Origin of the sequence: Erythrobacter longus (genome assembly GCF_000715015.1) — a bacterium.
GTDB lineage: Bacteria > Pseudomonadota > Alphaproteobacteria > Sphingomonadales > Sphingomonadaceae > Erythrobacter > Erythrobacter longus.
Map to the genome: position 1 here is coordinate 50,887 of NZ_JMIW01000003.1, position 22,485 is coordinate 73,371.

Sequence of the window (22,485 nt, forward strand, 5' to 3'; positions counted from 1 at the left end):
GGATGATGCTATGACTCGTACAATTCTTGGTATCGCTGCTTTGATGGCAAGTGCGGCCTTTGCGCCGACAATGGCTTTGGCGCAGGTGACTGCAAATGATACGCGGCCCTTTGATGGGGTGTTTGTCGAACAAATCGGCAATGGCAACTCAGCCAATTTCAGCCAGTCGGCCAATGAACAGAACGCTGAAGTGCGGCAGGATGGCGATGACAACACCGTTGATGTGACGCAAGATGGCGATGGTGACCACTTCGCAGGGGTCGATCAGACCGGCAACAGCAATATCGCCGAGATTACGCAATCGGGGGCTGCGCAAAATGTCGCAATCCTGACCCAAACAGGCGATGCGAACACCGCGCTTCTTTCCCAGAACGATACCGGGCTCACCGGATCAGGCGCAGCGATCACTCAATCGGGCAATGGTAACCTTGCCAATCTTATTCAGAACGGTTCTGCCAATCAGGCAATCCTTACCCAGGCAGGTGACAACAACACCATGACCGCGACCCAGCTTGGCGATGACAATATGCTGGAATGGACGCAAAATGGCACTGGCCTTACCGACATGGAAATCGTCCAGACCGGCGGCGCTGCGGCCATTGTAACGCAGAGCAATTAGAGAGAGTGTCATGAACACAGCGCGCGCATTTGCAAACTCACTGGCCATAAGCGGCGCTGTGTTTGCAATGGGCGTTCCAACGCTTGCCGCCCCCCAACTTGCCGCCCCCCAACTTGTTACAGCGCAGGATGTCGGCGCGCCGTCTGAGCGTGAAGTTCCTGTCGAGGAAAGCGCGTTTGTTAATCAAGCGCCCGACGATGCCTCTTCCAAAGTGTATTTCCCGGACGCGATCACGCCTGAAAGCGTGGCTGAGGCGCGGGCAAGAGCTGCCCTTCAGCAACAGATTGAAGCGGCCGCGGCAAGGCGCGATACGCCTGTCACGCAAGTTTCCAGCCAAGGTGGCGGCAATGAGGTCGCCCAGCTTTCCGATGGACGCTCCAATGAAGCGCTTGCGCAATTGAGCGCGGCCGAACGCCAAGTGCTGCTCGATGCGGTCGAAGGCACTGACATCTGCGATCGGGGAAGCGATATTCCGGCGCTCAAAGCCTTGTGCGAGGCGCGCATCGAAACCCGATCAGAAGAATTTGCACAAAACCGCGTACGATCAGCTGAAGACAGCCTGCTTGGCGGCGGGCTTGATGCTGGACGTGTCGCAACCCTTGAAGCAGCGATTGCGCGGCTTGCAGGGGCCGATGCCAATCCGGGCAATTTCGATAACCAGGTCGTTGCCTCTGTCGCCTTGAACAATCAGTCTTTGAACGATGCGCAGGCAACCAATTCAGAGGGTGATCCTACCGCTGAGCTCAGCCAGGAAACACAGGCTCTTGTTGGGGCAATCATCCAACAACTTGGTGGCGGCAATTAAAAGGAGGCCTCACTCATGGCCCACAGATTTGCCAAACTCGCTCTTTTTGGGCCCGTTCTTGCGGTCGCAGCAGGATGCAGCGCAGTGAGCGCGTCCAATGACACCCGCGCCATATCGCTCAACGTTGTCGAAGGCGCTGATAGCGTAGAGATTCAGGTGATCGCCAATTCCACTGTGACCCAGCAGATTGAATTCAAGGCAGAGCTTACCGGTGCATCGAACTCGCGCCATAATAGCAGCAGCACAGTTGCAGCAGGCGACAAGCAAGTTTTGTCGCGCATGAAAATCTCCTCGGGTGATGGCTGGTGCGCAAAGGTGGATGTGACCGAGGCAAGCGGTGCCAAATACACCCTGACCGCGGGCGATTGTGGCCTTCTGTAAGGCGCGGTGAGCTTCCCGCATTTGAATAATGCGCGCGCTCCTGTCCTTTTCGCACAATTAATTCGCCGCTGACGCTTCGCCCCGATTGACGCGGGCCTTCGCATCCGCAACATGGAATGTGCCTGTCAGGAGTGATTCTGGCGTCTTTCGCGGGAGAGACTTGGTTCCATGTAATGGAGCACGGCGCCGAAGGAGCAACCGCCCCGGAAACTCTCAGGCAAATGGACCGCGAATTGGCATAGGCACTCTGGAAAGCGTGGGATGCGCAGCGTTTGCGCAAGTTCCACCACCGAAGGGGAAGGCTGAAGCGCCCTTACGAGCGCCCGGCTAAGCTCTCAGGTTTTCCCGACAGAGGGGGCAGGAACTACGTCTTGTTTGGGGCGTTTTTGAACCTGTTCTCGGGGATACAATTTTGAGCGATCAACCAATACAAGATGACATGCCGGAAGAGGTCGTAGAGCTGGGCAAGCTGCCGCTCGACGCCTGGCACCGCGCTGCGGGCGCTCGCATGGTCCCGTTTGCGGGCTATGAAATGCCGATCCAGTATGCCGGACCTGGGGGGGGGATTGTTGCCGAACACGAATGGACGCGTTCCAGTGCGAGCCTGTTCGACGTCTCCCACATGGGCCAGCTCACCGTCCATTCGCCCGAGGATGACCCCGAACTTGCCGCGCGCGAGCTGGAAAATCTGCTTCCCGGCCTGATCACCTCATTGAAGCCGGGCAAAATGCGCTATTCGATGCTGCTGACCGAGGAAGGCGGCGTGATCGATGATCTGATGGTGACGAACACCGGCCCGCATCTGGCACTGGTCGTAAACGGCGCGTGCAAGTGGGACGATATCGCGCACCTTCGCGAGCATCTGGCGGATGAAGTGACGCTCAACCACCATGACGATTTTGCGCTCCTCGCGCTGCAAGGGCCAAAGGCGGGCGAGGTTCTGGAAGAGCTGATCCCTGGCACAGGCGCGCTCACATTCATGACCGCCGGCCTGTTTGAATATGACGGCGGATACATATGGGTCAGCCGCGCTGGTTATACCGGAGAGGACGGCTTCGAGATTTCGGTTCCCGAGGGTTCGGTCCAAAAGCTCGCCGATGCTCTGGTTGCTGACGACCGCGTAAAGCCAGCAGGGCTGGGCGCAAGAGACAGTCTGCGGCTTGAGGCAGGGCTCCCGCTATATGGCCACGATCTGACGCTGGATATTGATCCGGTGAGCGCTGATCTCACCTTCGCCCTGTCAAAGAAGCGCCGCGAGGGTGGGGGATACCTTGGCCACGGGCCGGTGATGGAAGCCTTCAACAATGGGCCAGTGACCAAGCGCGTCGGCCTTAAAATCGAAGGCCGGATGCCCGCGCGCGAAGGTGCCGAGGTCTTCGCTGGCGATACGAAAATTGGCACCGTCACCAGCGGCGGCTTCTCGCCCACATTGGGTCAGCCCATCGCCATGGCCTATGTCGATGCCGCTTATGCGGATGAAGGCACGCAGCTCACCTGCAAAGTCCGCAGCCGGGAGCTGCCCGCAACCGTTTCACCCATGCCTTTTGTGGCTCACAAATATTTCAGAGGGAACTGATCAATGCCGCGTTATTTCACCGATGAACACGAATGGATCGACGTCGAAGGCGAAAGCGCCACAGTCGGCATTACGGATTACGCGCAGGAGCAATTGGGCGACATCGTCTTTGTCGAACTGCCATCCGTTGGCACTATGCTCGACAAGGGCGGCGATGCGGCTGTGGTCGAAAGTGTGAAAGCGGCAAGCGACGTTTACGCCCCCATCAGCGGCGAAGTGACCGAAGGCAATGACGCGCTCGAAGAAGAGCCTGCGCTGGTCAATTCCTCACCCGAAGAAGAAGGCTGGTTCTTCCGCATGACCATCGGCGACAAGGCCGAGCTCGAAGGTCTGATGGACGACAAAGGCTACAAGGCGTTTGTCGACAATCTCTAAAATTTTCCAAGCTCCTCTCACTTAGGAAAACCCCATGCGTTACCTCCCCCTGACCGATACCGATCGCGGCGATATGCTGGCCAAGATTGGCGCTGATAATATCGATGATCTGTTCGTCGATGTGCCCGAAGTGGCGCGGCTTGATGGGCCCATTCGCGGCCTTCCCATGCACGCATCCGAAATGGCGGTTGAGCGCCATATGAAGCGCCTTGCGGGCAAGAATACGGTGGCAGGTGATGTGCCGTTTTTCCTGGGCGCAGGGGCGTATCGCCACCATGTGCCAGCATCCGTGGACACAGTGATCCAGCGCGGCGAGTTTCTGACGGCCTACACGCCCTATCAGCCGGAGATCGCGCAAGGCACGCTGCAAATGCTGTTTGAATTTCAAACGCAGGTTGCGAATTTGTACGGCTGCGCTGTGGCCAATGCCTCGCTTTACGACGGCTCGACCGCGTGCTGGGAAGCGGTCGCGATGGCGACGCGTGTGACCAAGAAGAACCGCGCGGTTCTCTCCGGCGCGCTTCACCCGCATTATTCCGAAGTTGTCAAAACCATGGCGCAGTTTACCGGCGACGTGATCGCCGACAGCGCGCCAGCCATTCAGGCAGAGCCCGACCTTGAGGGCCTGACCTCGCGCATTGACGAAGAAACCGCCTGCGTTGTGGTGCAATATCCCGATATTCTTGGGCGGATCAGTGATTTGAGCGCGGTTGCCGAAGCGGCGCACGCAAAGGGCGCTTTGCTGGTTGTGGTCAACACCGAGCCAGTGGCCTTGGGTGCGATCAAGTCGCCGGGTGAAATGGGCGCGGATATCGTTGTGGGCGAGGGCCAGTCGATTGGCGTCGGCCTGCAATTTGGCGGGCCTTACCTCGGCCTTTTCGCCGTGCGCGATCCCAAGCATGTGCGCCAAATGCCGGGTCGTCTGTGCGGCGAAACCGTCGATGCGGAAGGAAAGCGCGGCTTCGTCCTGACGCTGTCCACGCGCGAACAACACATCCGGCGCGAGAAGGCGACCTCGAACATCTGCACCAATTCCGGCCTGTGTGCCCTCGCATTCAGCGTCCATATGACGCTGCTGGGTGAGAAGGGGATGCGGGAGCTTGCAGCAGAAAACCACCGCCTTGCCTGCATTGCCGCGGATCGTTTGGCCAAGGTGCCGGGCGTTTCGCTCCTCAACAATGCGTTCTTCAACGAATTCACGATCATGCTGGACGGCAAACCTGCGCGCGACGTCGTGCGCGCGCTAGCGGATCGCGGCGTCTTGGGCGGTGTTTCGCTCGGGCGGCTGTACCCCGGTGTCGAGCGTTTGCAGCAGGCGCTGCTTGTCGCTGTCACCGAGACCACCACCGAAGACGATATCGAGACGCTCGCCACAGAGCTTGAGGCTCTAATCAAGGAGGATGCGCAATGAACGCTCCCAACAAATCCGGGTGGAAGCCGCAAATGGAAGTCGCCGACGCTACGGGCGAGCATGTGACAACCACAGGCAACCGAGCGCTGATGCTGGAAGAGCCGTTGCTGTTCGAGATCGGCCATGCGGAGACGACCGGCGTCGATCTTCCCGAAGTGGACCCGAATGCGGCCACCCGCCTTGGTAGCCTGAAGCGCGAGGAGCCTATCGGTCTTGTCGGCCTGACCGAGCCCGAGACCGTGCGCCACTACACCCGCCTCAGCCGCCAGAACTATGGCATTGATCTGGGCTTTTTCCCGCTTGGTTCGTGCACGATGAAGCACAATCCGCGTCTGAACGAGAAGATGGCGCGCCTGCCCGGCTTTGCCGATGTGCACCCGCTGCAACCGGTCTCCACCATTCAGGGCGCGCTCGAAGTGATGAACGAGCTTGCCCATTGGCTGATCGATCTGACCGGCATGCATTCGGTCGCGATGAGCCCCAAGGCGGGCGCGCATGGCGAATTGTGCGGTATCCTCTCGATCCGCGCAGCATTGGAGGCACGCGGCGATGCCCGCGAAGTGGTGCTGGTGCCCGAGAGTGCGCATGGCACCAACCCGGCAACGGCAGCTTTCGCCAATTACCGCGTCGAGAATATCCCCGCGACCCCGCAAGGCCGAGTGGACCTGGAAGCGTTGAAAGCGCGCCTTGGCCCCGATGTCGCAGCGGTGATGATCACCAATCCCAACACTTGCGGGCTGTTTGAACCTGACCTTCGCGAAATCAGCGACGCGGTCCACGCTGCGGGCGGCTTCGTTTATTGCGACGGGGCAAACTTCAACGCCATCGTCGGCAAAGTGCGCCCTGGCGACCTTGGCGTCGATGCGATGCACATCAATTTGCACAAGACCTTCTCCACCCCGCATGGCGGCGGTGGCCCGGGTTCTGGCCCAGTGGTGCTTTCCGAAGCGCTCGCGCCTTTCGCACCGCTTCCCTACACAGCGCGCACGGCGGATGGCGTGGTGCACCTTATCGAAGAAGAGCAGGCCGACGAGTTTGCCCGCGAGCACTTTGGCGGGGAGCTTTCCAGCTTTGGCCGGATGACCGCCTTCCACGGGCAAATGGGCATGTTCACCAGAGCGCTGACCTATATGCTCAGCCACGGCGCGGATGGTCTGAAACAGGTCGCCGAAGACGCCGTTCTCAACGCCAATTACATCCTGCGCAGCCTCGAAGACGTGCTCCACGCACCCTTCGCTGACAGCGGCCCGTGTATGCACGAGGCATTGTTTGGCGATAAGGATTTTGGGGGCGGCCTGACCACGCTCGACCTTGCCAAAGGCATGATTGATGAAGGCTTCCACCCGATGACGGTCTACTTCCCGCTGGTGGTCCACGGTGCAATGCTGGTCGAGCCAACAGAGACGGAAAGCAAGGCGAGCATCGACCAGTTCATCACCGCCTTCCGCTCACTCGCAGAGCGCGCAATTGCGGGCGACGAAAGCCTGAAACAAGCGCCATACTTCGCGCCCCGCAGGCGTCTCGATGAAACGGCAGCAGCGCGTAAGCCTAAGCTTAAGTGGGAGCCGCAAGAGGTTTGAGCCTTAAGTGCGCGGGGGTTCCGGCGGAGCCTCTGCGTCCTTATCGGCGTCCACTTCGATCCTGATTTCGGCAAGGTTGAGGATCGCTACATAAAACCCGATCACCGCCAGCGCGCTTGAGCCCAGAACTGTGAAGGCCGCGCCCAATGCGCCGTTCCAACCGATGGCCAGATCGAGCAATCCAAAGGCGAGCAGGGTAGGCGCAGCGCGCACGAGAAAAGCTGTGCCGGCACGCCCGGCTGACACCAGAAGCGATTCCAGGCTTGCGCCCACAAGCTCCACTGCGCCTGCGATCGACAGGATCACCAGCGCCCAATAAAAGCCGCGCCCGCGAAATTCGCTGCCCGCAATCAGATCAAGACCAAGGCGGCCAAAGACCACCGCGAAAAGCACCGCGAGTATCCCCCCGATAAGCGCCACATTGGCCATGCGCCGCGCGATCACCAGAGCGTCTTCCTTGGCATGGACCAGCTCTGGCAGGATGGCTTTGGAAATGGTCTGAGCGAGCGCCACCAATGCCTGTCCCAATTGGCTGGCCACGCGAAAGCCCCCCAAAAGCGCTGCACCGCCAAAGGCACCGACCAGGAGGATCGTGATCTGCTTGCCTGCAATCGTGAGGCTGCCCGACATATTGGTCGACCAGACAAAGCGCCATGCGTCCTTATGCCGCGCCGGAATACGGGTGAGGCTGAGCGCGGAAAGGTCGATCCTCTCGCTGCGCGCAGCCGCAATCCAAAGCGCGACTGCAACAGCAAGTTCTGAGACCGCATAGGCAAGGATAAAGCCTGTCACCGTAGGCATATAAATCCATGCAAGCACAGCGCCCAGCGTGCGCACGACGGGTTGAACCGTCTCCGCAGCGGTGGCGGCCGCATATTTGAACCGAAGCCTCAAAAGCCCCATCGGCGTTGTGCGGATCGCCAGAAGCGACACCACACAATAGCCAAAGGTGAGCGGCAAAAGATCTTCTGGCAACGGCAACCAATAGGGCGCGCTCCAAACCAGAACCGCCGCCAGAACAAGGCCCATGGCGATCGATAAAAGGTCGAGCGCAATAGCAAAGCCGGTCGCCTCGCTTGCTGCGGTGCCATCACCGTTCGTGCCGTTCGCGCCGTTCGCGCCCCAGCGCACGATAAATTGCCATGTCTGGAAATTGGCGATCCCTGTGACCACCAGACCAACCGCAACAATCGCTGCAAAATGGCCGAACATTTCGAGGCCAAGCGTGCGGGTTGCCAGCGCCAAATAGACGATGCTGAGCACGGCATTGATCCCGCGCCCACCAAGAAGCCAGCCGATATTGGTAAAAAGACGCTGCATGAGCGTGGCCTGACGTCCGTCCCTTAGATTGAGGCACATCTTGAAGCGCGCCTTACGTGCCCAGCGCATAGCAATTAAAACGCAGCTTGGGAGAACAATTTGTCGCACCGTGCATGATCTGTGGCTAACCTTGTGGTCAATGCGCATCATTTTTTCACGCAAAGGCTTTGATTCAAGCGCGGGTGGTGGGCCCTCGCCGATTGTGAAGGGTGTCCCGCTGAGCCTGCCTATCCCGGCAGGTGCGGCGAGCAAGACCACCTATGGTGATCTGGGCCTTGGCGATCATGCGGCGAGGGCGAGCCGGGGGAAACTTGGTGCGGATGATCTGTGCCATCACGATCCGATGTTTCTTTCCGATGGAACCTGCGCTTTTGGACAATGCGGGGCGGCACAAACCCATCTGGAGCGGCAGAGCGTGGGGCCGGGCGATGTGTTTGTGTTCTTTGGCCTGTTCGCCGAGGAAGAAACGCGTGAGCCGCATCACCGCATTTTTGGCTATCTCAAGGTTGAGGAAATGGTGCCTTTGGTCGGCGGTGCGCCTCAAGAGTTGGTGTCGATTGCGCACCCCCATGCCCTTGCCATGCACCATTCCAACGACGTTGTCTGGCGCGGGGAAGGGCGTGTGGCAGGCACAGCAAGCAAGGCTTTGAGACTGACTGTGCCAGAAGGACCGCCGAGCCTGTGGAGCCGTCCGGAGTGGCTTAAACGCGGAGGGCTATCCTACCACGATAGGCAAGAGCGCTGGCTAAGAGGCGGGCGATTGAAAAGCGTTGCCCGGGGTCAGGAATTTGTAGCGGATATTGGACGGCGTTCCGCGCCCCGCGAATGGCTGGAACAGGTGATCCAAGAGATCAATCGCCCCTGACCCGTTAATCCTGAGCCTGTCGAAGGACGCTCGCAATGACGGTGGTTAGTCGTAAGTCTTGATAATCGCCGAGAAATCTAGTCCTTCATTGCCAGCGCCAAGGAAATCCTCGTAAAGCGCCGCCGCCCGCGCGCCCAAAGGTACAGCCGCATCGGACGTCTGCGCCGCTTCCATCGCGAGCCGCAGGTCCTTCACCATCAGGGGCGTCGCAAAGCCGCCCGCGTAACCGTTGTCCGCCGGGCTCTCCACTCCGACACCGGGAAGCGGGGTGTAAGCGTTCAAGGACCAGTTGTAGCCGGAGCTTTGCGAGCTGATCTCGTAGAATTTCTGCGGATCAAGGCCGAGCTTTTCGGCCATCTTCATCGCCTCAGCGGTGCCGATCATGGTGATGGCAAGCAGCATATTGTTGCAAATCTTGGCGGTTTGTCCCGCGCCTGCATCGCCTGCGTGGATCACCGCCTTACCCATCGCTTGCAAGATCGGTTCAGCGCGCGCGAAAGCTTCATCGGTCCCGCCCACCATAAAGGTGAGCGTCCCGCCATTGGCCGCAGCGATCCCGCCAGAGACGGGCGCATCGACCATGTCATAGCCTTGCGATGTAGCGGTCTCGATCACCGATTTTGCGGTCGCAACGTCGATGGTGGAGCAATCGAGCAGCACTGCGCCAGCGGGAGCGTGGCCGAAGACTTCGTTTTCGAACAGCCCCTTCACAATCGCGCCGTTGGGGAGCATGGAGACAACCGCTTCGACGCCCTCGCAGGCCTCTTTGGCGCTATCGAATGTGCTGCACCCGGCATCACGCGCGGCTGCCAAAGCAGGCTGAGCCAAGTCAAAAGCGCGCACTTCGTGGCCAGCTTTCACAAGATTAGCGGCCATCCCGCCGCCCATATTGCCAAGTCCGATAAAGGCGATTTTCATGTGTTCTCTCCCCAATTCGTCATCCCAGCGAAAGCTGGGTTCTCAGGCGGCTAGCACCGCTCTTTTCAGCTCTAGACCCCAGCCTACGCTGGGGTGACGGAGCGGATTAACGCCCCTTCCACTTGCCCTCACGCTTTTCAATAAACGCCGCCATGCCTTCAGCTTTATCCTCGCTCGCGGTGAGGATCTGGAAAATGCGGCGTTCCATAATCACGCCTTGCTCAAGCGTCATTTCAAACGCGGCGTTGACCATTTCCTTGTTCGCAATTGCGGCCATCGGCGGCTTGGATGCAATGGTCGCAGCGCTCTTGAGCGCATCGGCGAGCAAGTCCGCTTGAGGGACAACGCGTACTACAAGGTTTGCGCGTTCGGCTTCCTCTGCGCCCATCATCCGGCCTGTGAGGCACATTTCCATAGCCTTGGATTTACCGATAGCGCGGGTCAGGCGCTGCGATCCGCCCATGCCAGGCGCGACGCCCAAATTGATCTCCGGCTGGCCGAATTTTGCATTGTCGGATGCGATGATGAAGTCCGCCATCATCGCCAGCTCGCAACCCCCGCCAAGGGCAAAGCCATTGACCGCTGCGATCCATGGTTTGCGCGTGGTCTTGACCAGATGCGACGTCCATTTGGAGAAGAAATCGTCGAGGTAAAAGTCTGCCGCTGGCTTATCCGACATCTCTTTAATGTCCGCGCCCGCTGCAAACGCCTTTTCACCCGCGCCGGTCAGCACTGCGCACTTCTGCGTCTCATCCGCTTGAAACGCGGCGAAGGCCGTGATCAGCTCTTCAAGCACCACAGAGGAAAGCGCATTCAATGCCTTGGGGCGGTTCAGCGTGATAAGGGTGACGCCGCTATTTCCTTGGGCGTTTGGCTCGGCGGTGATGGTTTCAAAGGTCATAGTAGTGTCGTCACTCCGGCGAAGGCCGGAGTCCAGTTCCGGCGTCGTTGGTCTGGATCCCGGCCTTCGCCGGGATGACGGTTGCGTGTCAAAGCGGCGTCCATTCCTCCCCTTCAGGCAGGGGCGCGAAAATCTGATCGAGCAATTCTTCGCTCACGCCTTCGGGTGTCAGGGGGTCCCATTTGGGATCATGGGTCTTGTCAACGATCACTGCGCGCACGCCTTCTGCAAAATCGGGCCGGGTGAGGACGCGCGATCCGATGCGGTATTCCATGCGCATATTGTCGGCAAAATCGGTGAGCGTCGCGCTGGTCGCCAGTTGGCGAAGGGCGACTTTCAGCGTCTGCGGGCTCTTGGTGCCAAGCGTGTCGCGCTCTTTCTGCGCCCACTCGTCACCGTCAGCCGCTGCCGCCTCAAGGCTGGCGAGAATGTCCTCAAGCGTGTCCGAGGCAAAATGCTTGGCGATTTTGAGCGCGTTTTCTTCGAGCCGTGCAGGGGGAGGCGTGCCCACGGGCTCAGACAAAATGCCTGCGATCCTATCGGGCTTTTCTGCGATGCGCGCTTTCAGGTCTTCGATCATTTCGCTCGGCACGTAATGTGTCGCAAGGCCTGCCCAAAGGCATTCCTCGCCCTTGAGCCGCGCGCCGGTCAGCGCGAGGAATTGCCCCAGCCGCCCGCCAAGGCGTGACAGGAACCAGCCGCCGCCCACATCGGGGAAGAGGCCGATGCCGGTTTCGGGCATGGCAAAGCGGGTGTTTTCGGTCGCCACGCGGAATTTGGCTGGCTGCGAAATACCAACACCGCCACCCATCGTCACCCCGTCCATGAAAGCGACAATCGGCTTTTCATAAGCGAACATCTGGTGATTGAGTTGATACTCGTCGTGGAAGAACTTGCGCCCCGATACGCCGCCATCGTTGAGCGCTGAATTGCGCAAGAAAGCGATATCGCCCCCTGCGCAAAAGCCGCGTGAGCCCTCTGCATGGTCGATGATGATCGCGCGCACGTCGTCGTTGCTCGCCCATTCGGTGAGCGCCGCGCTCATCGCATGGCACATCTCCAGCGTGAGGGCATGAAGCGCCTTGGGGCGATTGAGCGTGATGCGGCCAATGGGGCCTTCAATTCGGGTCAGGACGTCTTGTGTCATTTCCAGCTTTCAATTCGATCAGGTCCCATTTGTTGCCGAACGGATCGGCGAACACGGCCACTGTTGCATAAGGCTCGTGCCGGGGTTCTTCTAGGAATTCCACCCCTGCTGCGAGAAACCTTGCATGAGTATCGGCGAAATTGTTGGTATTAAGGAAGAATGACACCCGCCCGCCGGTCTGATTGCCAATGGCGGCGGTTTGCGCTTGCGTTTTGGCCTTGGCGAGCAGCAGGCGGCCACCCCCGGAAGCCTCCACCACAACCCAGCGTTTTCCGCTCCCCCCAGTACTGGCAAACTCTGTGTCTTCGATGAGGGTAAAGCCAAGTGCGCCCACATAAAAGGCGATGCCTGCGTCATAGTCCGGGACCACCAGCGTGGTCATGGCGAAGGTTTCGGTGGTCATGACTGAGTCTTTAAGTGTTTCGGTGGAAAGCATCGCCAAGCCGCCAACCAATAACTTATCCAGCCAGCGCAAAATGGCCAACTGATCATGGCGTAGAAGCTCCAGAAAACTGGCAACCGGCGGTCGTTGGTGAGGACGAAGTAAAGCAGGATGATCGCCGTGTGCAAAATCGCCAGTAAAAGGAAGCCCCAAAGAGGGCCCTTGCGAAGTTTCTCAGTCGCGATGATCGTGGGCAACCCAAGCGGCAACGAAATCAGAGCCGCCCACATTGCTATATAGGTCAAATCCTTAATCCACGCGCTGCCCGGCTGAAGGCTCGGCGCGTTTTCTCTGAGAGAATCTAGTAGGAAGACGACGAAGATCGTCGCGGTTCCAATAAGGCAAGCTAGCGCATAGCTTGCTAGGACTGTGCGCGCCCTCACTGCCGCAGCAGATCCCGGCCCACGATCATGCGCATCACCTGATTGGTGCCTTCAAGGATCGAATGCACCCGCAGGTCGCGCCAGAAACGCTCGATCGGGTAATCGCGCAAGTAGCCATAGCCGCCAAACAATTGCAGCGCGTCGTTGACGATTTTGCTGCCGTTGTCGGTCGCAAGGCGTTTTGCCATGGCGGAAAAGCGCGATTTGTCTGGTGCATTCTCGGTGACCTTGGCCGCCGCCAGATAGAGCAGCGCGCGCGCAGCCTCCAGATCGGTCGCCATATCGGCGAGCATGAACTGCGTGTTCTGGAAGTCTGCAACGGCGGTATCGAATTGCTTGCGATCCTTGGTGTAGCTGATTGCCTCGTCCAGACACCTTTGCGCGCCGCCAAGCGAGCACGCGCCAATGTTCAAACGACCGCCATCCAGGCCCATCATCGCAAAGCGGAAACCTTCGCCCTCATCGCCGACACGGTTGGCGACCGGTACGCGCGCATCTTCGAATATGACCTGCGCGGTTGGTGACGCGTTCCAGCCGAGTTTCTTCTCCGGCGCGCCAAAGCTGACGCCGGGCGTGTCCTTGTCGATCACAAGGCAGGTGATACCTTTGGTTTTGTGCTCGCCCGTGCGCACCATGCAGACATAGACATCATTGACGCCGCCGCCTGAAATGAACTGTTTCGTGCCGTTCAGCACATAGTGGTCGCCGTCCAGCTTCGCCTGCGTTTTGAGCGCGGCTGCATCCGACCCGCTACCCGGTTCCGTCAGGCAGTAGCTCGCGATTTTGTCCATGCCGATAAGGTCGGGTAGGTAGCGGTCTTTCAATTCCTGACCGCCAAATTCGTCGATCATCCATGCGGCCATATTGTGGATCGAAATGAACGCCGATGTCGTGGGACAGCCATAGGCCATCGCCTCCATAATCAGCGCCGCTTCCAACCGGCCAAGCCCGATGCCGCCCGATTCTTCGGACACATAAATCGCGCCAAAGCCAAGCTCTGCCGTCTTCTTGATCGTGTCCTTTGGGAAGATGTGTTTCTCGTCCCATTCGGCCGCGAAAGGCGTGATGTTGTCGGCGGTGAAACGCTGCGCCATCTCTTGAATGGCGAGCTGATCGTCGGTGAGTGAAAATTGTCCTTGCATGGCATCGAGACTAGCTTCTCTGGACGATCAAGAAAAGGTCTCAAAATAGCGAGGGTAAGGAGCGTGCAGCGCATGGGACCTCACGCGAAATTTTCTGTAACCCAAATGGGGTCTGGCGCGTATTATAAGTTATGTCACACTCATCGCCCTCCGATCCAAAGCGGCTCATTTGCGTTTACAATGCGGATACGGGCCTGATTCAGGCGCTGATGCATGCCGTGCACAAGCAGGTCCGGCCCGATACCTATCCGTGTTCCTTGTGTGCGCTAACCTATGGCGCGGTGTCCATGCGGGGCGATTGGAAGGCCTTTTGGCAAGCGCTGGAGCCGCAGGTTGATTTCTATCACCGCGATGATTTTACAGCGGACTTTCCAGCCTTCGGCACTGGCGGCAATAAAGAGGTCGCCTTGCCCGCGATCCTGATTGATGAAGCGGACGCCGACCTGCGCATTCTGATCTCGAATGAAGAGCTTGATGCGATGGCCAATGTGAACGATCTGATGGCGAGTGTGACAGGCAAATTGGGCTTGGCCGCCTCGCAGGCGCAAGCAGCGACCTGACGCGCCTGCTTGACCAATTGCGCCGTGTGCTCTTCAAAAGAGCGATGCGTATTTTTCGTTATGCTCCAAAGCTTCTCGCGGCGCTTGCAGCCCTTCTCGTCGTGGTTCCGGCAGGCGCCTATCTGATCGGCCCATCGCTTATGACGGGTGCTGGCGATATGTCCGAGCCGCGATCCGAAGTGCACGCAGCCGAGCTTGACGGCACCATCTATGTCGCAGGCGGCATCGGGTTTCAGAGGACGCTGAAAAGCTGCGTTGCCTTTGAAGTTGCCACGCAAGGCTTTTCCGATTGCCCCGACTTGCCGCGCACATTGCATCATGTTGGTATGGCAGCTGGAGAGGGTGAGGTGTTTGCGAGTGGCGGCTACTCAAGTCTGCCCTTCAACCAGGACCCCGATGGCGCCCTTTTTGCCTTCTCGCCCGATGATGCGCAGCCGCAATGGCGCGAATTGTCCCGCCTGCCAGAGCCGCTTGGCCAGCACGCGATGTTCTACCGCGACGGGAAATTGTGGCTGATCGGGGGGCAGTCGGGCGACAGGACGCTTGGCACGATCCGCACCTATGATCTGGCGAGCGGCAAATGGGGCGAGGTCACGCCTATGCCAACGCCGCGCCATTCTCATGCTTTCGCGTTTGACGAGGACAAGCTCTACGTGACCGGCGGGCGCAGCGATACACTTGGCCCCCATGCAACGGTGATCGAGGTCTATGATTTCGCGAGCGACAGCTGGGAAAGCCTGCCCGATGCGCCATTCCCCCTCGCAGGACACGGCGCGGCTGTGTTTGAGGGGCGCTTGCACATTTATGGCGGCGAGGACGTGACGACTTCGGAAGTGTTCACACAGCATTTCTCCATGGACCTTGCCGACCCGTCAAGCGGCTGGCGCGAAGAAGTGCCCATGAGCGCAGGCCGCCACGGCTTTGCCACTTGGCGCGTGGGCGATACGGCGTGGATCTTGGGCGGGGGAGAGCTTGCGGGGTGGAAAACGCTGACCTCGGTGACGGGGACTGCGATTCCGCTAAAACTGAGTGATCAAGAGTAGCCGATCTCGCATCGGTCATTCTTCGCAGCTTCCAGAGCTTGATCGAACAGCTCCTGTGTTGGGGCCAGGCGGCGGATGAGGACGACGCCGCGCTCCGAAGGACTGACGATCTCACCCTCTTTCTTGGAGCCCGCCATGTCGGGAGGTAGAAGCGTCTTAGTCCGCGCAACGCCTTGCCCGCGAACGGTCGCAAAATTGTTGGTCGAGGCATCGAAGAAAGACAGCGATTGATACCCAGGCCAATCGCCCATGGTGACGCGAACGGCGCTCCCCGGCTGGGTCAGATCATAACGGCACAGCGCGTAGAACAGGTCAGGCGATGAGCACACAACCACCTGCGTTTGGGGCGTGATCCGCTCGGGATTGGTGAAGGAATGCAGCGCGATATTGCGCTTGGCGAGCATAAAGAGCGCCTGATCCATGATCACATTTGGCGCGAGAGCCAGAGTTGCGAAGTGCGCCGCGATTCCCGTGACGGCCGCTAGCGCAGTGGGTCCGATCCAGCCTCTCATGCGGCGTCCTCCTTACACGAAAGCCGCTCTATCAGCGGGGGTGAAACAGTGTCTTCGGGAGCTTCGAGCAAAGCCCGTCTTGGCACATAGAGCCGCAAGGTGAGGTCGAAATTTCCCGCAGCTTTGCTGGATATCCATGCCGTGCCTTCCGCAGGTCGCCGTGCTGCGATGATTGCTTCCCACGCGCCTTCTCCAGCATTCAGCCGGGTTGCATCAATGCTAAGCGCGCCGTCGGTGTTATCGGGAAGGAGGCTCTCGCCATTATAGAGCGTGATCGACCACCAATCGGCGGGCATTGCGCCGCCGGTCATCCGGTAGTCGCAATTCTCGCGCAAGGGTTGGCCGTCGCTGTCGGTGGTCCGTGTGAAATAGACCGCCTCGCTTTTCGCAAGTCCCAAAAGACCGTGGCGCGCCACCCGCGCTCTTGTGTAGGGATCGGCAGCCTCCGAGCCGATTGCAAAATCGCTGCGCCAACCGCCAATCTCGACATCGCCGAAATCGAGCGGTTTGGCCCCCGGCCACAACCCCGCCAAATAGAGCGCGCTAGCAGGACCCAGAACAAGGCCGAGAATGAGCGCGAGGATGTAGGCCGCAATCCGCTTAATCATCGCCTATCACAGCTTCCGCTTCGATTTCGACCTTCCATTCGCGGCGGCAAAGCCATGCGACGCCTGCCATGGTCGCAGCGGGGCGCGCTTCGCCGAAATAGCGGGCGTGGACATCGCCAACGGCTTCCTGATCGTCGAAATCGGTCAGCAGCATCCGCGTGCGCACCACGTCTTTTGCAGAGCCTCCCAATTCCTCAATCGCAGCAACGATAATGGCTAAGCACCTGTCAGCCTGCTTGGCAGCGCCGCCCGGTGTGGTCGAGCCGTCGGGCTCCACCGGGCCGGTGCCCGCAACGATGATGCGGTTGCCTTCGCGGATAGCTCGGCAAAAGCCGAATTGGTCTTCGAAGGGCGAACCCGAGGTGGTGCGTTTGCGGTTGCTCACCGCTGATCAGCCCATCGTCGGAATGACAAATGCATTCGACCCATCGCCGCCACCAAAGTCATTGGTTTCTGGCCAGCGTTCGGTGATCTTCTTCTTCTTGGTCCAGAAAGCAAGGCCCTCGGTCCCGTATTGGTCGATATCGCCAAAGCCTGAACGCTTCCATCCGCCGAACGAGTGGTAGGCGACTGGCACAGGGATCGGTACGTTGACGCCAACCATACCCACTTGAACGCGGCTCGCAAATTCGCGGGCGGCGTGGCCGTTGCGGGTGAAGATTGCGACGCCGTTTCCGTACTGGTGCTCAGACGGCAGGCGCACGGCCTCTTCAAAATCCCTGGCGCGCACAATCTGTAGCACGGGGCCAAAGATTTCCTCTTTGTAAGAGGACATTTCAGGCGTCACATGGTCGATCAGGGTTGGGCCTACGAAGAAGCCCTTTTCATGGCCTTGAAGCGTGAAGCCGCGTCCGTCGATGACGATTTCGCCGCCTTCTTCCTCTGCCGTGGTGATCCACTGCTCGATACGCGCCTTGTGCTCTGGTGTTACCACCGGGCCATAATGCGCGTCCGGGTCGGTCGAGACACCCACGCGAAGGGCGTGGATCGCCGGGATCAGCTTTTCTTTTAGACGTTCTGCCGTATCCTCGCCCACTGGCACCACAACAGGCAGCGCCATGCAGCGTTCGCCCGCTGAACCAAAGGCAGCGCCCGCCAGATCGTTCACAACCTGATCGAGGTCAGCGTCCGGCATCACAACGCCGTGGTTTTTCGCGCCGCCAAAGGCTTGAACGCGTTTGCCGTTTTCCGCGCCCCGGTGGTAAATATAGTGCGCAATATCGGACGATCCGACGAAACTGATCGCAGGAATGTCTGGGTGGTCGAGGATCGCATCGACCATTTCCTTGTCGCCGTGGACGACCTGCAAAAGCCCCTCTGGCGCGCCCGCTTCGACGAAGAGTTCCGCGAGGCGAACCGGCACCGAAGGATCGCGCTCGGATGGTTTGAGGATAAAGGCATTGCCCGCCGCACACGCCATGCCGAACATCCACATCGGGATCATCGCAGGGAAGTTGAACGGGGTGATGCCAGCGCCAATGCCGAGCGGTTGACGCATGGAATAGACATCAATGCCGGGCCCTGCGCCTTGGGTAAATTCGCCTTTGAGCACCTGCGGAATGCCGCAAGCGTATTCGATCACCTCAAGCCCGCGCTGAACATCGCCCATGGCATCGGGAACGGTCTTGCCGTGCTCACTCGAAAGAAGCTCTGCCAAAGGCTTCATATTGGCCTCGATCAGCTCCTTGAACTTGAACATAACGCGGGCGCGTTTTTGCGGGTTTGTCGCCGCCCATTCGGGCTGAACGCGCTTGGCAGTTGCGACCGCCCGATCAAGCACATCACGCCCGGCAAGGGTCACTTCGGCCTGCACTTCGCCCGTTGAAGGGTTCCAGATCTGGTGTGTGCGCGATCCACTGCCGCTTGCACCAAGGCTATTTGGAAAATGGTCTACTTGACGCATCAGTGTCCTCTCCTGTCGTTTGGCCAAAGCCATGACGAGGAGAGGTCAGATGCGCAAGCAGGTCTTTCCGCAGAGCGCTTATCAATTATCCATCGCGATCCTTGTGAACAATTATTGCTCAAGAAATGCTGTGAAAGACCGGTTTGAAAATCACTTCGAACACAAAGGTTTGGACGCCGAAACGTCAAGCCGCGAGGCTACGACCCAATCCAGGAGATTGAATTCCGCGCTGCGCGCTGGAGCTTACGCTGAAATGGGCAACCGAGTTCCCAAGCACGTCCGATTCGCGCGACAGGCTGACGGCGGCGGCGTTGCACTGTTCGGCCATCGCTGCGTTCTGCTGAGTAGAGCGGTCAAGATCGCTTACGGTTGCATCGATTTGTTCAAGGCTTTGCGCCTGATCGTGGGCCGCCTGGCTGATGGTTTCCACCGATACTGCAAGCTCGGCCACGCCGTGCGCGATCGAGGCGAAGGATTCGCCGCTGCGATTGACCAGATCAACGCCAGAGGTCACGTGCTCGCTGCTCTTTGATATGAGCGATTTGACCTCGTCTGCCGCCTCGGTGCAGCGCTGCGCCAAGGCGCGCACTTCGCTTGCCACGACGGCAAAGCCCTTGCCCGTTTCCCCCGCGCGCGCGGCTTCGACCCCGGCGTTTAAGGCGAGCAAATTGGTCTGGAACGCAATCGATTCAATCACTGTGATAATGTTGTTGATCTCTTCAGATGACTTTTCAATCTGCGCCATCGCTGTGACGGCTTGTTCAACAATTTGAGAACCATCTTTTGCGACCGTATTAGCCGATGAAATTGTGCTGAGCGCATCGGATGTGGTTCGCGCGGTCTCCTTAAGGCTTTGCGTCGTCTTGGAGACAGCTGCTGCTGTTTCTTCCAGTCTTGCCGCTTGTTCCTCTGTGCGCCGCGCCAGATCATCAGACGCGCTGCGAATTTCCGAGCAGCCATTAGACATGGTATCGACGCCGTTCACGACGGTTGTGATGGTCTGGCGCAACGAACCCATTGCGCTGTTAAAGTCTGCTTCGACTTTGGCGTAGTCTACGGGAAGCTCACTCAATGCAACGTCAAGATTGCCACGGGCAAGTGCTTCGAGTGCATCGCCAAGTTTGTTGCTGACCTCTTGGCGATCGGCATCTATGCCTTCAAAATACCCGGTGAGCGCAAGATCAATATCCAGCAATGCCACTTTCACCAAAGCATTTACGGCATTGGCCTGCGCGCGTTTGCCCGGCAGCACGCTTTGTACTCCCGAACCGATGAGTTCGGTAATGATGTGTTCCAGAACGATCGAATAAGCGCCGACATACCAGCGCGGCTCAAGGCCGATTTTGGAATGAACCTCGCCGATATGGCGCGCGCGGTTCTGAAAACTTTCGTCAACGCCGGTCCTGAACACCTCCCGCCAGTGTTTTCCTTGCATATCTTTGGCTCGGTCCATGCTTTGCTGCCCGCCGAAAAAGTCGCTTAATTCCTGACGAGCCGCAACGGTTTCGTAAAAACCGGTCAGCGCCTTGTCGAGCTTGCGGTCAAGGGCCTTGCTTACGCTTTTAAAAGCGGCCGGTTTGACGCGGTCAAACCCATAGAAATCAAGCCGTTCATGCAAGGGGACATTTGGCATCGGTAGAGGCTCCTTAGGGTCAAATCGCCACAAGAAAAGGGATGTAGATATGCGAAAAAGGGCCGGTAATCGTGGCCCTCCAACGGCGACCATGTCTAGGCACGGTGGTCGAAGATCGGATTGAGTGGAGCCCTCGCGCAAACCCGTAAGGTGTGACTTTGCATTCTTTGGACTTGCCCTTGAACCTCGCGCTTTCGTGCAATTCGCCACAGGAGCATTTTCCTGGCAGGACCATTTTCCTGCCAGTTCCATTTTCCTGGCAGTTCCATTTTCCTACAGGCCCCTCGAATGGGTAAACGTTGATGCAATGACTTGCCCCTTAACCTTTACCTTGACCTGTAATCGCCCAAGTCGATTAATTGCTTGGCCTGTGACCGATTGGTTTTTTGCCCTTGAACAGTGTGTCAAGTGTGTCAAAACTTCGCGATTATTTCGGTTATTCAATTATTTGCTTGAAATGAGGAAACCGCGTCCCGTTCGCAGCTTGAGCGCAGCCGCGCTGCCCACCAAAGCCGCGATCATCCAGACCAATCCATGGAGACTGCCTGAAATCATTCCCCCCAAATATCCGCCGATATTGCAGCCATAGGCAATGCGCGCACCGTACCCCATTAACACGCCGCCAAGCAGGGCGGTGCCCACATCGCTCCATGAAAGGCGAAGGGTAGGGGCAAAGCGCCCAGCAAGGTGAGCTGCAAGCATGGCTCCGCCAATGATGCCGAAATTCATGACTGACGTTGCATCGGTAAGAACGGGGCGGTCGAGCCAGCCTTGGCGATTTTGCCAATAGGGCCAGCTGGCAATGTCGATCCCTGCGAGCGTGCCGATCTTCGCGCCCCAAAGGGTGAAGGCAGAGGTAATGCCCCAAGGCCGTCCAAGCAGCGCCAAAGTGGCGATACTCACCACGAAGAGCGCGGCAGCTCCTGCTAAAAGGGACCATGGGCCTACGATCAGGGATCCGGTTTCGCGAGGGGGCTCAAGCTCGCCGTATAGTGCCTTTTCCCGGCGCACCGAGAGGAATGCAATGATGCCTAAGACGGCAAGCAGAATGGCGAGCCCGCCAAAGGCTCCAGCCTCTTCGACAAGGCCCACGCGGGGCCCACTGGGAAGGGCGCGCCACCACGGGACATGGAGCGTGGCAAAGACCGAGCCTCCGACAAATGCGCTTAACGTGATGACCATACGCGAGCTGCCACCGCCAACTGTAAACAAGGTGCCCGATCCACATCCGCCTGCGAACATCATGCCGAAACCGAAAGTGAAGGCCCCTGCAAGTACGCCGATGCTAACCGGTGCAACAGAGCCGCGCGCGCTGATCCCGATCACGTCGCCATATGCGATCAGGGGGAAGCTGACGATGCTGACAAGGCTGATAAGCAGCAATTGCATGCGCAATCCCCCGCCACGCCCAGCGATAAGAAATGCGCGCCAATGTGCGGTGAAACCAAAGGCTGCGTGGTACAACGCAAAACCGGCCAAAAGCCCGATGCACGTCGCCATTGTAAGCGTAACGCCAGAGACGTGCCAAACCGCGATGAGCAGCGACGCGAGCCCTGCGAGGACCAAGTCAAGCAAGGTCCGCCTTGATCTGAGTGTGCTGGGCAAGGAAGGCACGGTTCAAGCGCCCTTATTGGGGGTCTTGCGCAGCCTTCCACCCATCATATCCAGCGGTGAGATGGGCGACGTTGGTAAAGCCTTGCTCTTTCAGGATTTCCAAAGCGCGCGCGCTGCGCGATCCAGACTTGCAATGCAGGATATAGGCGGTGTCGCGGTCCAGATCGGCGATAGCGGTCACAAAGTCACCGGCGAGGAAATCGGCGTTAATCGCGCCATCGATACGACCTGCGTCAAACTCTGCCGGAGTGCGCACATCGAGCACCACCGCGCCGTTGTCGCCAGCAAGCATTTCATTCGCCTCGGCAACGCTGATGTCGCGAATGCTGCTTGGCGCAGACGTTGCTTGGGTCGCGGCTTTGGCTGCGCCCGCGTCATGCTCGCTCGAGCAACCGGTAAGGGCAATGCTGGCGCAAAGGACGATGGGGGAGGCAATCTGCAATAGTGACTTCATTGATTGTTCCAATTCGAATCTGTGCGGGGCGTAGAATAGATGAAGGGATTGCCCAAGCAAAACCAGTGTTGACGAACGCAAGGACATGATGGAGATGAGCCTTGGCGAAAGCGGGTGTAGCTCAATGGTAGAGCAGCAGCTTCCCAAGCTGACGACGAGGGTTCGATTCCCTTCACCCGCTCCAGCGCCGCCTTCCCAAAACATCCCGGAAACGCTATAAAACCCTTGGAAATCTGAGGGTTTTGATGTCGTGTAGTCCTGCATTTGCCCGGCTAGTCTCGCCAAATCTCCCG

At 58.8% G+C, this 22,485-nt stretch carries 23 protein-coding genes, 1 tRNA gene, 1 pseudogene and 1 riboswitch; of the genes and pseudogenes, 11 read left to right on the forward strand and 14 right to left on the reverse strand.

The genetic code is table 11. The features are described 5' to 3' along the window. The first annotated feature begins 10 nt into the window (after positions 1-10). The 7 genes from EH31_RS07530 (at position 11) to gcvPB (ending at position 6,747) form a co-directional block, all read left to right on the forward strand. Entirely contained in the window at positions 11-619 is a 609-nt protein-coding gene (locus tag EH31_RS07530; protein ID WP_034959553.1) for a hypothetical protein, read from the forward strand. A 10-nt stretch (positions 620-629) separates the two neighbouring features. Next, positions 630-1,424: a hypothetical protein gene (locus tag EH31_RS07535; protein WP_034959554.1), complete on the forward strand. Its 795-nt coding sequence runs from the start codon at positions 630-632 to the stop codon at positions 1,422-1,424. A gap of 15 nt (positions 1,425-1,439) precedes the next feature. Continuing rightward, positions 1,440-1,805, forward strand: a complete 366-nt coding sequence (locus EH31_RS07540) for a hypothetical protein (protein ID WP_034959556.1) — start codon at positions 1,440-1,442, stop codon at positions 1,803-1,805. Positions 1,806-1,945: 140 nt separating this feature from the next. Continuing rightward, positions 1,946-2,044: riboswitch (glycine riboswitch) on the forward strand. 200 nt (positions 2,045-2,244) lie between these two features. After that, the gene (gene gcvT / locus EH31_RS07545; RefSeq protein WP_034959557.1) at positions 2,245-3,381 is read left to right on the forward strand and encodes a glycine cleavage system aminomethyltransferase GcvT; all 1,137 of its coding nucleotides are present in this window, start codon (positions 2,245-2,247) and stop codon (positions 3,379-3,381) included. Positions 3,382-3,384: 3 nt separating this feature from the next. Further along, positions 3,385-3,756, forward strand: a complete 372-nt coding sequence (gene gcvH / locus EH31_RS07550) for a glycine cleavage system protein GcvH (protein WP_034959558.1) — start codon at positions 3,385-3,387, stop codon at positions 3,754-3,756. A gap of 34 nt (positions 3,757-3,790) precedes the next feature. Then, positions 3,791-5,167 (forward strand): aminomethyl-transferring glycine dehydrogenase subunit GcvPA, encoded by a 1,377-nt coding sequence (gene gcvPA / locus EH31_RS07555; protein ID WP_034959560.1) that lies wholly within the window; start codon positions 3,791-3,793, stop codon positions 5,165-5,167. Next, positions 5,164-6,747, forward strand: a complete 1,584-nt coding sequence (gcvPB, locus tag EH31_RS07560) for an aminomethyl-transferring glycine dehydrogenase subunit GcvPB (protein ID WP_034959561.1) — start codon at positions 5,164-5,166, stop codon at positions 6,745-6,747. Before gcvPA ends, gcvPB begins: the two co-directional genes overlap by 4 nt. Before the next feature lie 3 nt (positions 6,748-6,750). On the opposite strand, the gene EH31_RS07565 is transcribed toward gcvPB, so the two are convergent. Continuing rightward, on the reverse strand, positions 6,751-8,067 hold the full coding sequence (locus EH31_RS07565; RefSeq protein WP_034959562.1) for a lipopolysaccharide biosynthesis protein: 1,317 nt from the start codon (positions 8,065-8,067) through the stop codon (positions 6,751-6,753). Between the two features lie 139 nt (positions 8,068-8,206). Between EH31_RS07565 and EH31_RS07570 the strand changes: the two genes are divergently transcribed. Next, positions 8,207-8,932: an Nmad3 family putative nucleotide modification protein gene (locus tag EH31_RS07570; RefSeq protein WP_034960031.1), complete on the forward strand. Its 726-nt coding sequence runs from the start codon at positions 8,207-8,209 to the stop codon at positions 8,930-8,932. Positions 8,933-8,977: 45 nt separating this feature from the next. Here EH31_RS07570 and mmsB read toward each other — a convergent pair whose 3' ends face one another. From mmsB to EH31_RS07600, 5 genes are all read right to left on the reverse strand, one after another. Next, entirely contained in the window at positions 8,978-9,850 is an 873-nt protein-coding gene (mmsB, locus tag EH31_RS07575; protein WP_034959564.1) for a 3-hydroxyisobutyrate dehydrogenase, read from the reverse strand. A 106-nt stretch (positions 9,851-9,956) separates the two neighbouring features. Then, positions 9,957-10,751, reverse strand: a complete 795-nt coding sequence (locus EH31_RS07580) for an enoyl-CoA hydratase-related protein (RefSeq protein ID WP_034959565.1) — start codon at positions 10,749-10,751, stop codon at positions 9,957-9,959. An 88-nt stretch (positions 10,752-10,839) separates the two neighbouring features. Continuing rightward, positions 10,840-11,898: an enoyl-CoA hydratase/isomerase family protein gene (locus tag EH31_RS07585; RefSeq protein ID WP_034959566.1), complete on the reverse strand. Its 1,059-nt coding sequence runs from the start codon at positions 11,896-11,898 to the stop codon at positions 10,840-10,842. Next, positions 11,870-12,301, reverse strand: coding sequence for a VOC family protein (locus EH31_RS07590; RefSeq protein ID WP_034959567.1), 432 nt, complete (start codon positions 12,299-12,301; stop codon positions 11,870-11,872). Before EH31_RS07590 ends, EH31_RS07585 begins: the two co-directional genes overlap by 29 nt. 418 nt (positions 12,302-12,719) lie before the next feature. After that, positions 12,720-13,865, reverse strand: a complete 1,146-nt coding sequence (locus EH31_RS07600; protein ID WP_034959570.1) for an acyl-CoA dehydrogenase family protein — start codon at positions 13,863-13,865, stop codon at positions 12,720-12,722. Between the two features lie 131 nt (positions 13,866-13,996). Between EH31_RS07600 and EH31_RS07605 the strand changes: the two genes are divergently transcribed. Together EH31_RS07605 and EH31_RS07610 are read left to right on the forward strand one after the other, a co-directional pair. Next, positions 13,997-14,425 carry a hypothetical protein gene (locus EH31_RS07605; RefSeq protein WP_034959571.1) on the forward strand — a complete coding sequence of 143 codons (429 nt, stop codon included), beginning with the start codon at positions 13,997-13,999 and terminating at the stop codon, positions 14,423-14,425. Positions 14,426-14,469: 44 nt separating this feature from the next. Next, positions 14,470-15,468 carry a Kelch repeat-containing protein gene (locus EH31_RS07610; protein ID WP_034959572.1) on the forward strand — a complete coding sequence of 333 codons (999 nt, stop codon included), beginning with the start codon at positions 14,470-14,472 and terminating at the stop codon, positions 15,466-15,468. Here the strand turns inward: EH31_RS07610 and EH31_RS07615 are convergent. The 8 genes and pseudogenes from EH31_RS07615 to EH31_RS07645 all read right to left on the reverse strand — a co-directional run bounded on the left by EH31_RS07615 (position 15,459) and on the right by EH31_RS07645 (position 22,192). Continuing rightward, the gene (locus EH31_RS07615) at positions 15,459-15,980 is read right to left on the reverse strand and encodes a DUF1254 domain-containing protein (RefSeq protein ID WP_034959574.1); all 522 of its coding nucleotides are present in this window, start codon (positions 15,978-15,980) and stop codon (positions 15,459-15,461) included. The two genes, EH31_RS07610 and EH31_RS07615, sit on opposite strands and share 10 nt — an antisense overlap. After that, positions 15,977-16,588 (reverse strand): DUF1214 domain-containing protein, encoded by a 612-nt coding sequence (locus EH31_RS07620; protein WP_241765861.1) that lies wholly within the window; start codon positions 16,586-16,588, stop codon positions 15,977-15,979. Before EH31_RS07620 ends, EH31_RS07615 begins: the two co-directional genes overlap by 4 nt. Further along, positions 16,581-16,973 (reverse strand): RidA family protein, encoded by a 393-nt coding sequence (locus EH31_RS07625; RefSeq protein WP_034959575.1) that lies wholly within the window; start codon positions 16,971-16,973, stop codon positions 16,581-16,583. The genes EH31_RS07620 and EH31_RS07625 overlap by 8 nt, the downstream gene beginning before the upstream one ends. A 6-nt stretch (positions 16,974-16,979) precedes the next feature. Continuing rightward, positions 16,980-18,491 carry a CoA-acylating methylmalonate-semialdehyde dehydrogenase gene (locus EH31_RS07630; protein WP_034959576.1) on the reverse strand — a complete coding sequence of 504 codons (1,512 nt, stop codon included), beginning with the start codon at positions 18,489-18,491 and terminating at the stop codon, positions 16,980-16,982. Between the two features lie 184 nt (positions 18,492-18,675). Next, positions 18,676-19,383 (reverse strand): methyl-accepting chemotaxis protein, encoded by a 708-nt coding sequence (locus tag EH31_RS18135; protein WP_422110922.1) that lies wholly within the window; start codon positions 19,381-19,383, stop codon positions 18,676-18,678. 276 nt (positions 19,384-19,659) lie between these two features. Further along, a pseudogene (locus EH31_RS18140) lies at positions 19,660-20,376 on the reverse strand (protoglobin domain-containing protein); the annotation flags it as partial. A 192-nt stretch (positions 20,377-20,568) separates the two neighbouring features. Beyond that, entirely contained in the window at positions 20,569-21,699 is a 1,131-nt protein-coding gene (locus EH31_RS07640) for a YeeE/YedE family protein (RefSeq protein ID WP_199797007.1), read from the reverse strand. A gap of 52 nt (positions 21,700-21,751) precedes the next feature. Beyond that, on the reverse strand, positions 21,752-22,192 hold the full coding sequence (locus EH31_RS07645) for a rhodanese-like domain-containing protein (RefSeq protein ID WP_051699056.1): 441 nt from the start codon (positions 22,190-22,192) through the stop codon (positions 21,752-21,754). A 110-nt stretch (positions 22,193-22,302) separates the two neighbouring features. On the opposite strand from EH31_RS07645, the gene EH31_RS07650 reads away from it, so the two are divergent. Further along, a tRNA-Gly gene (locus tag EH31_RS07650) sits at positions 22,303-22,376 on the forward strand. Positions 22,377-22,485 lie beyond the last annotated feature (109 nt).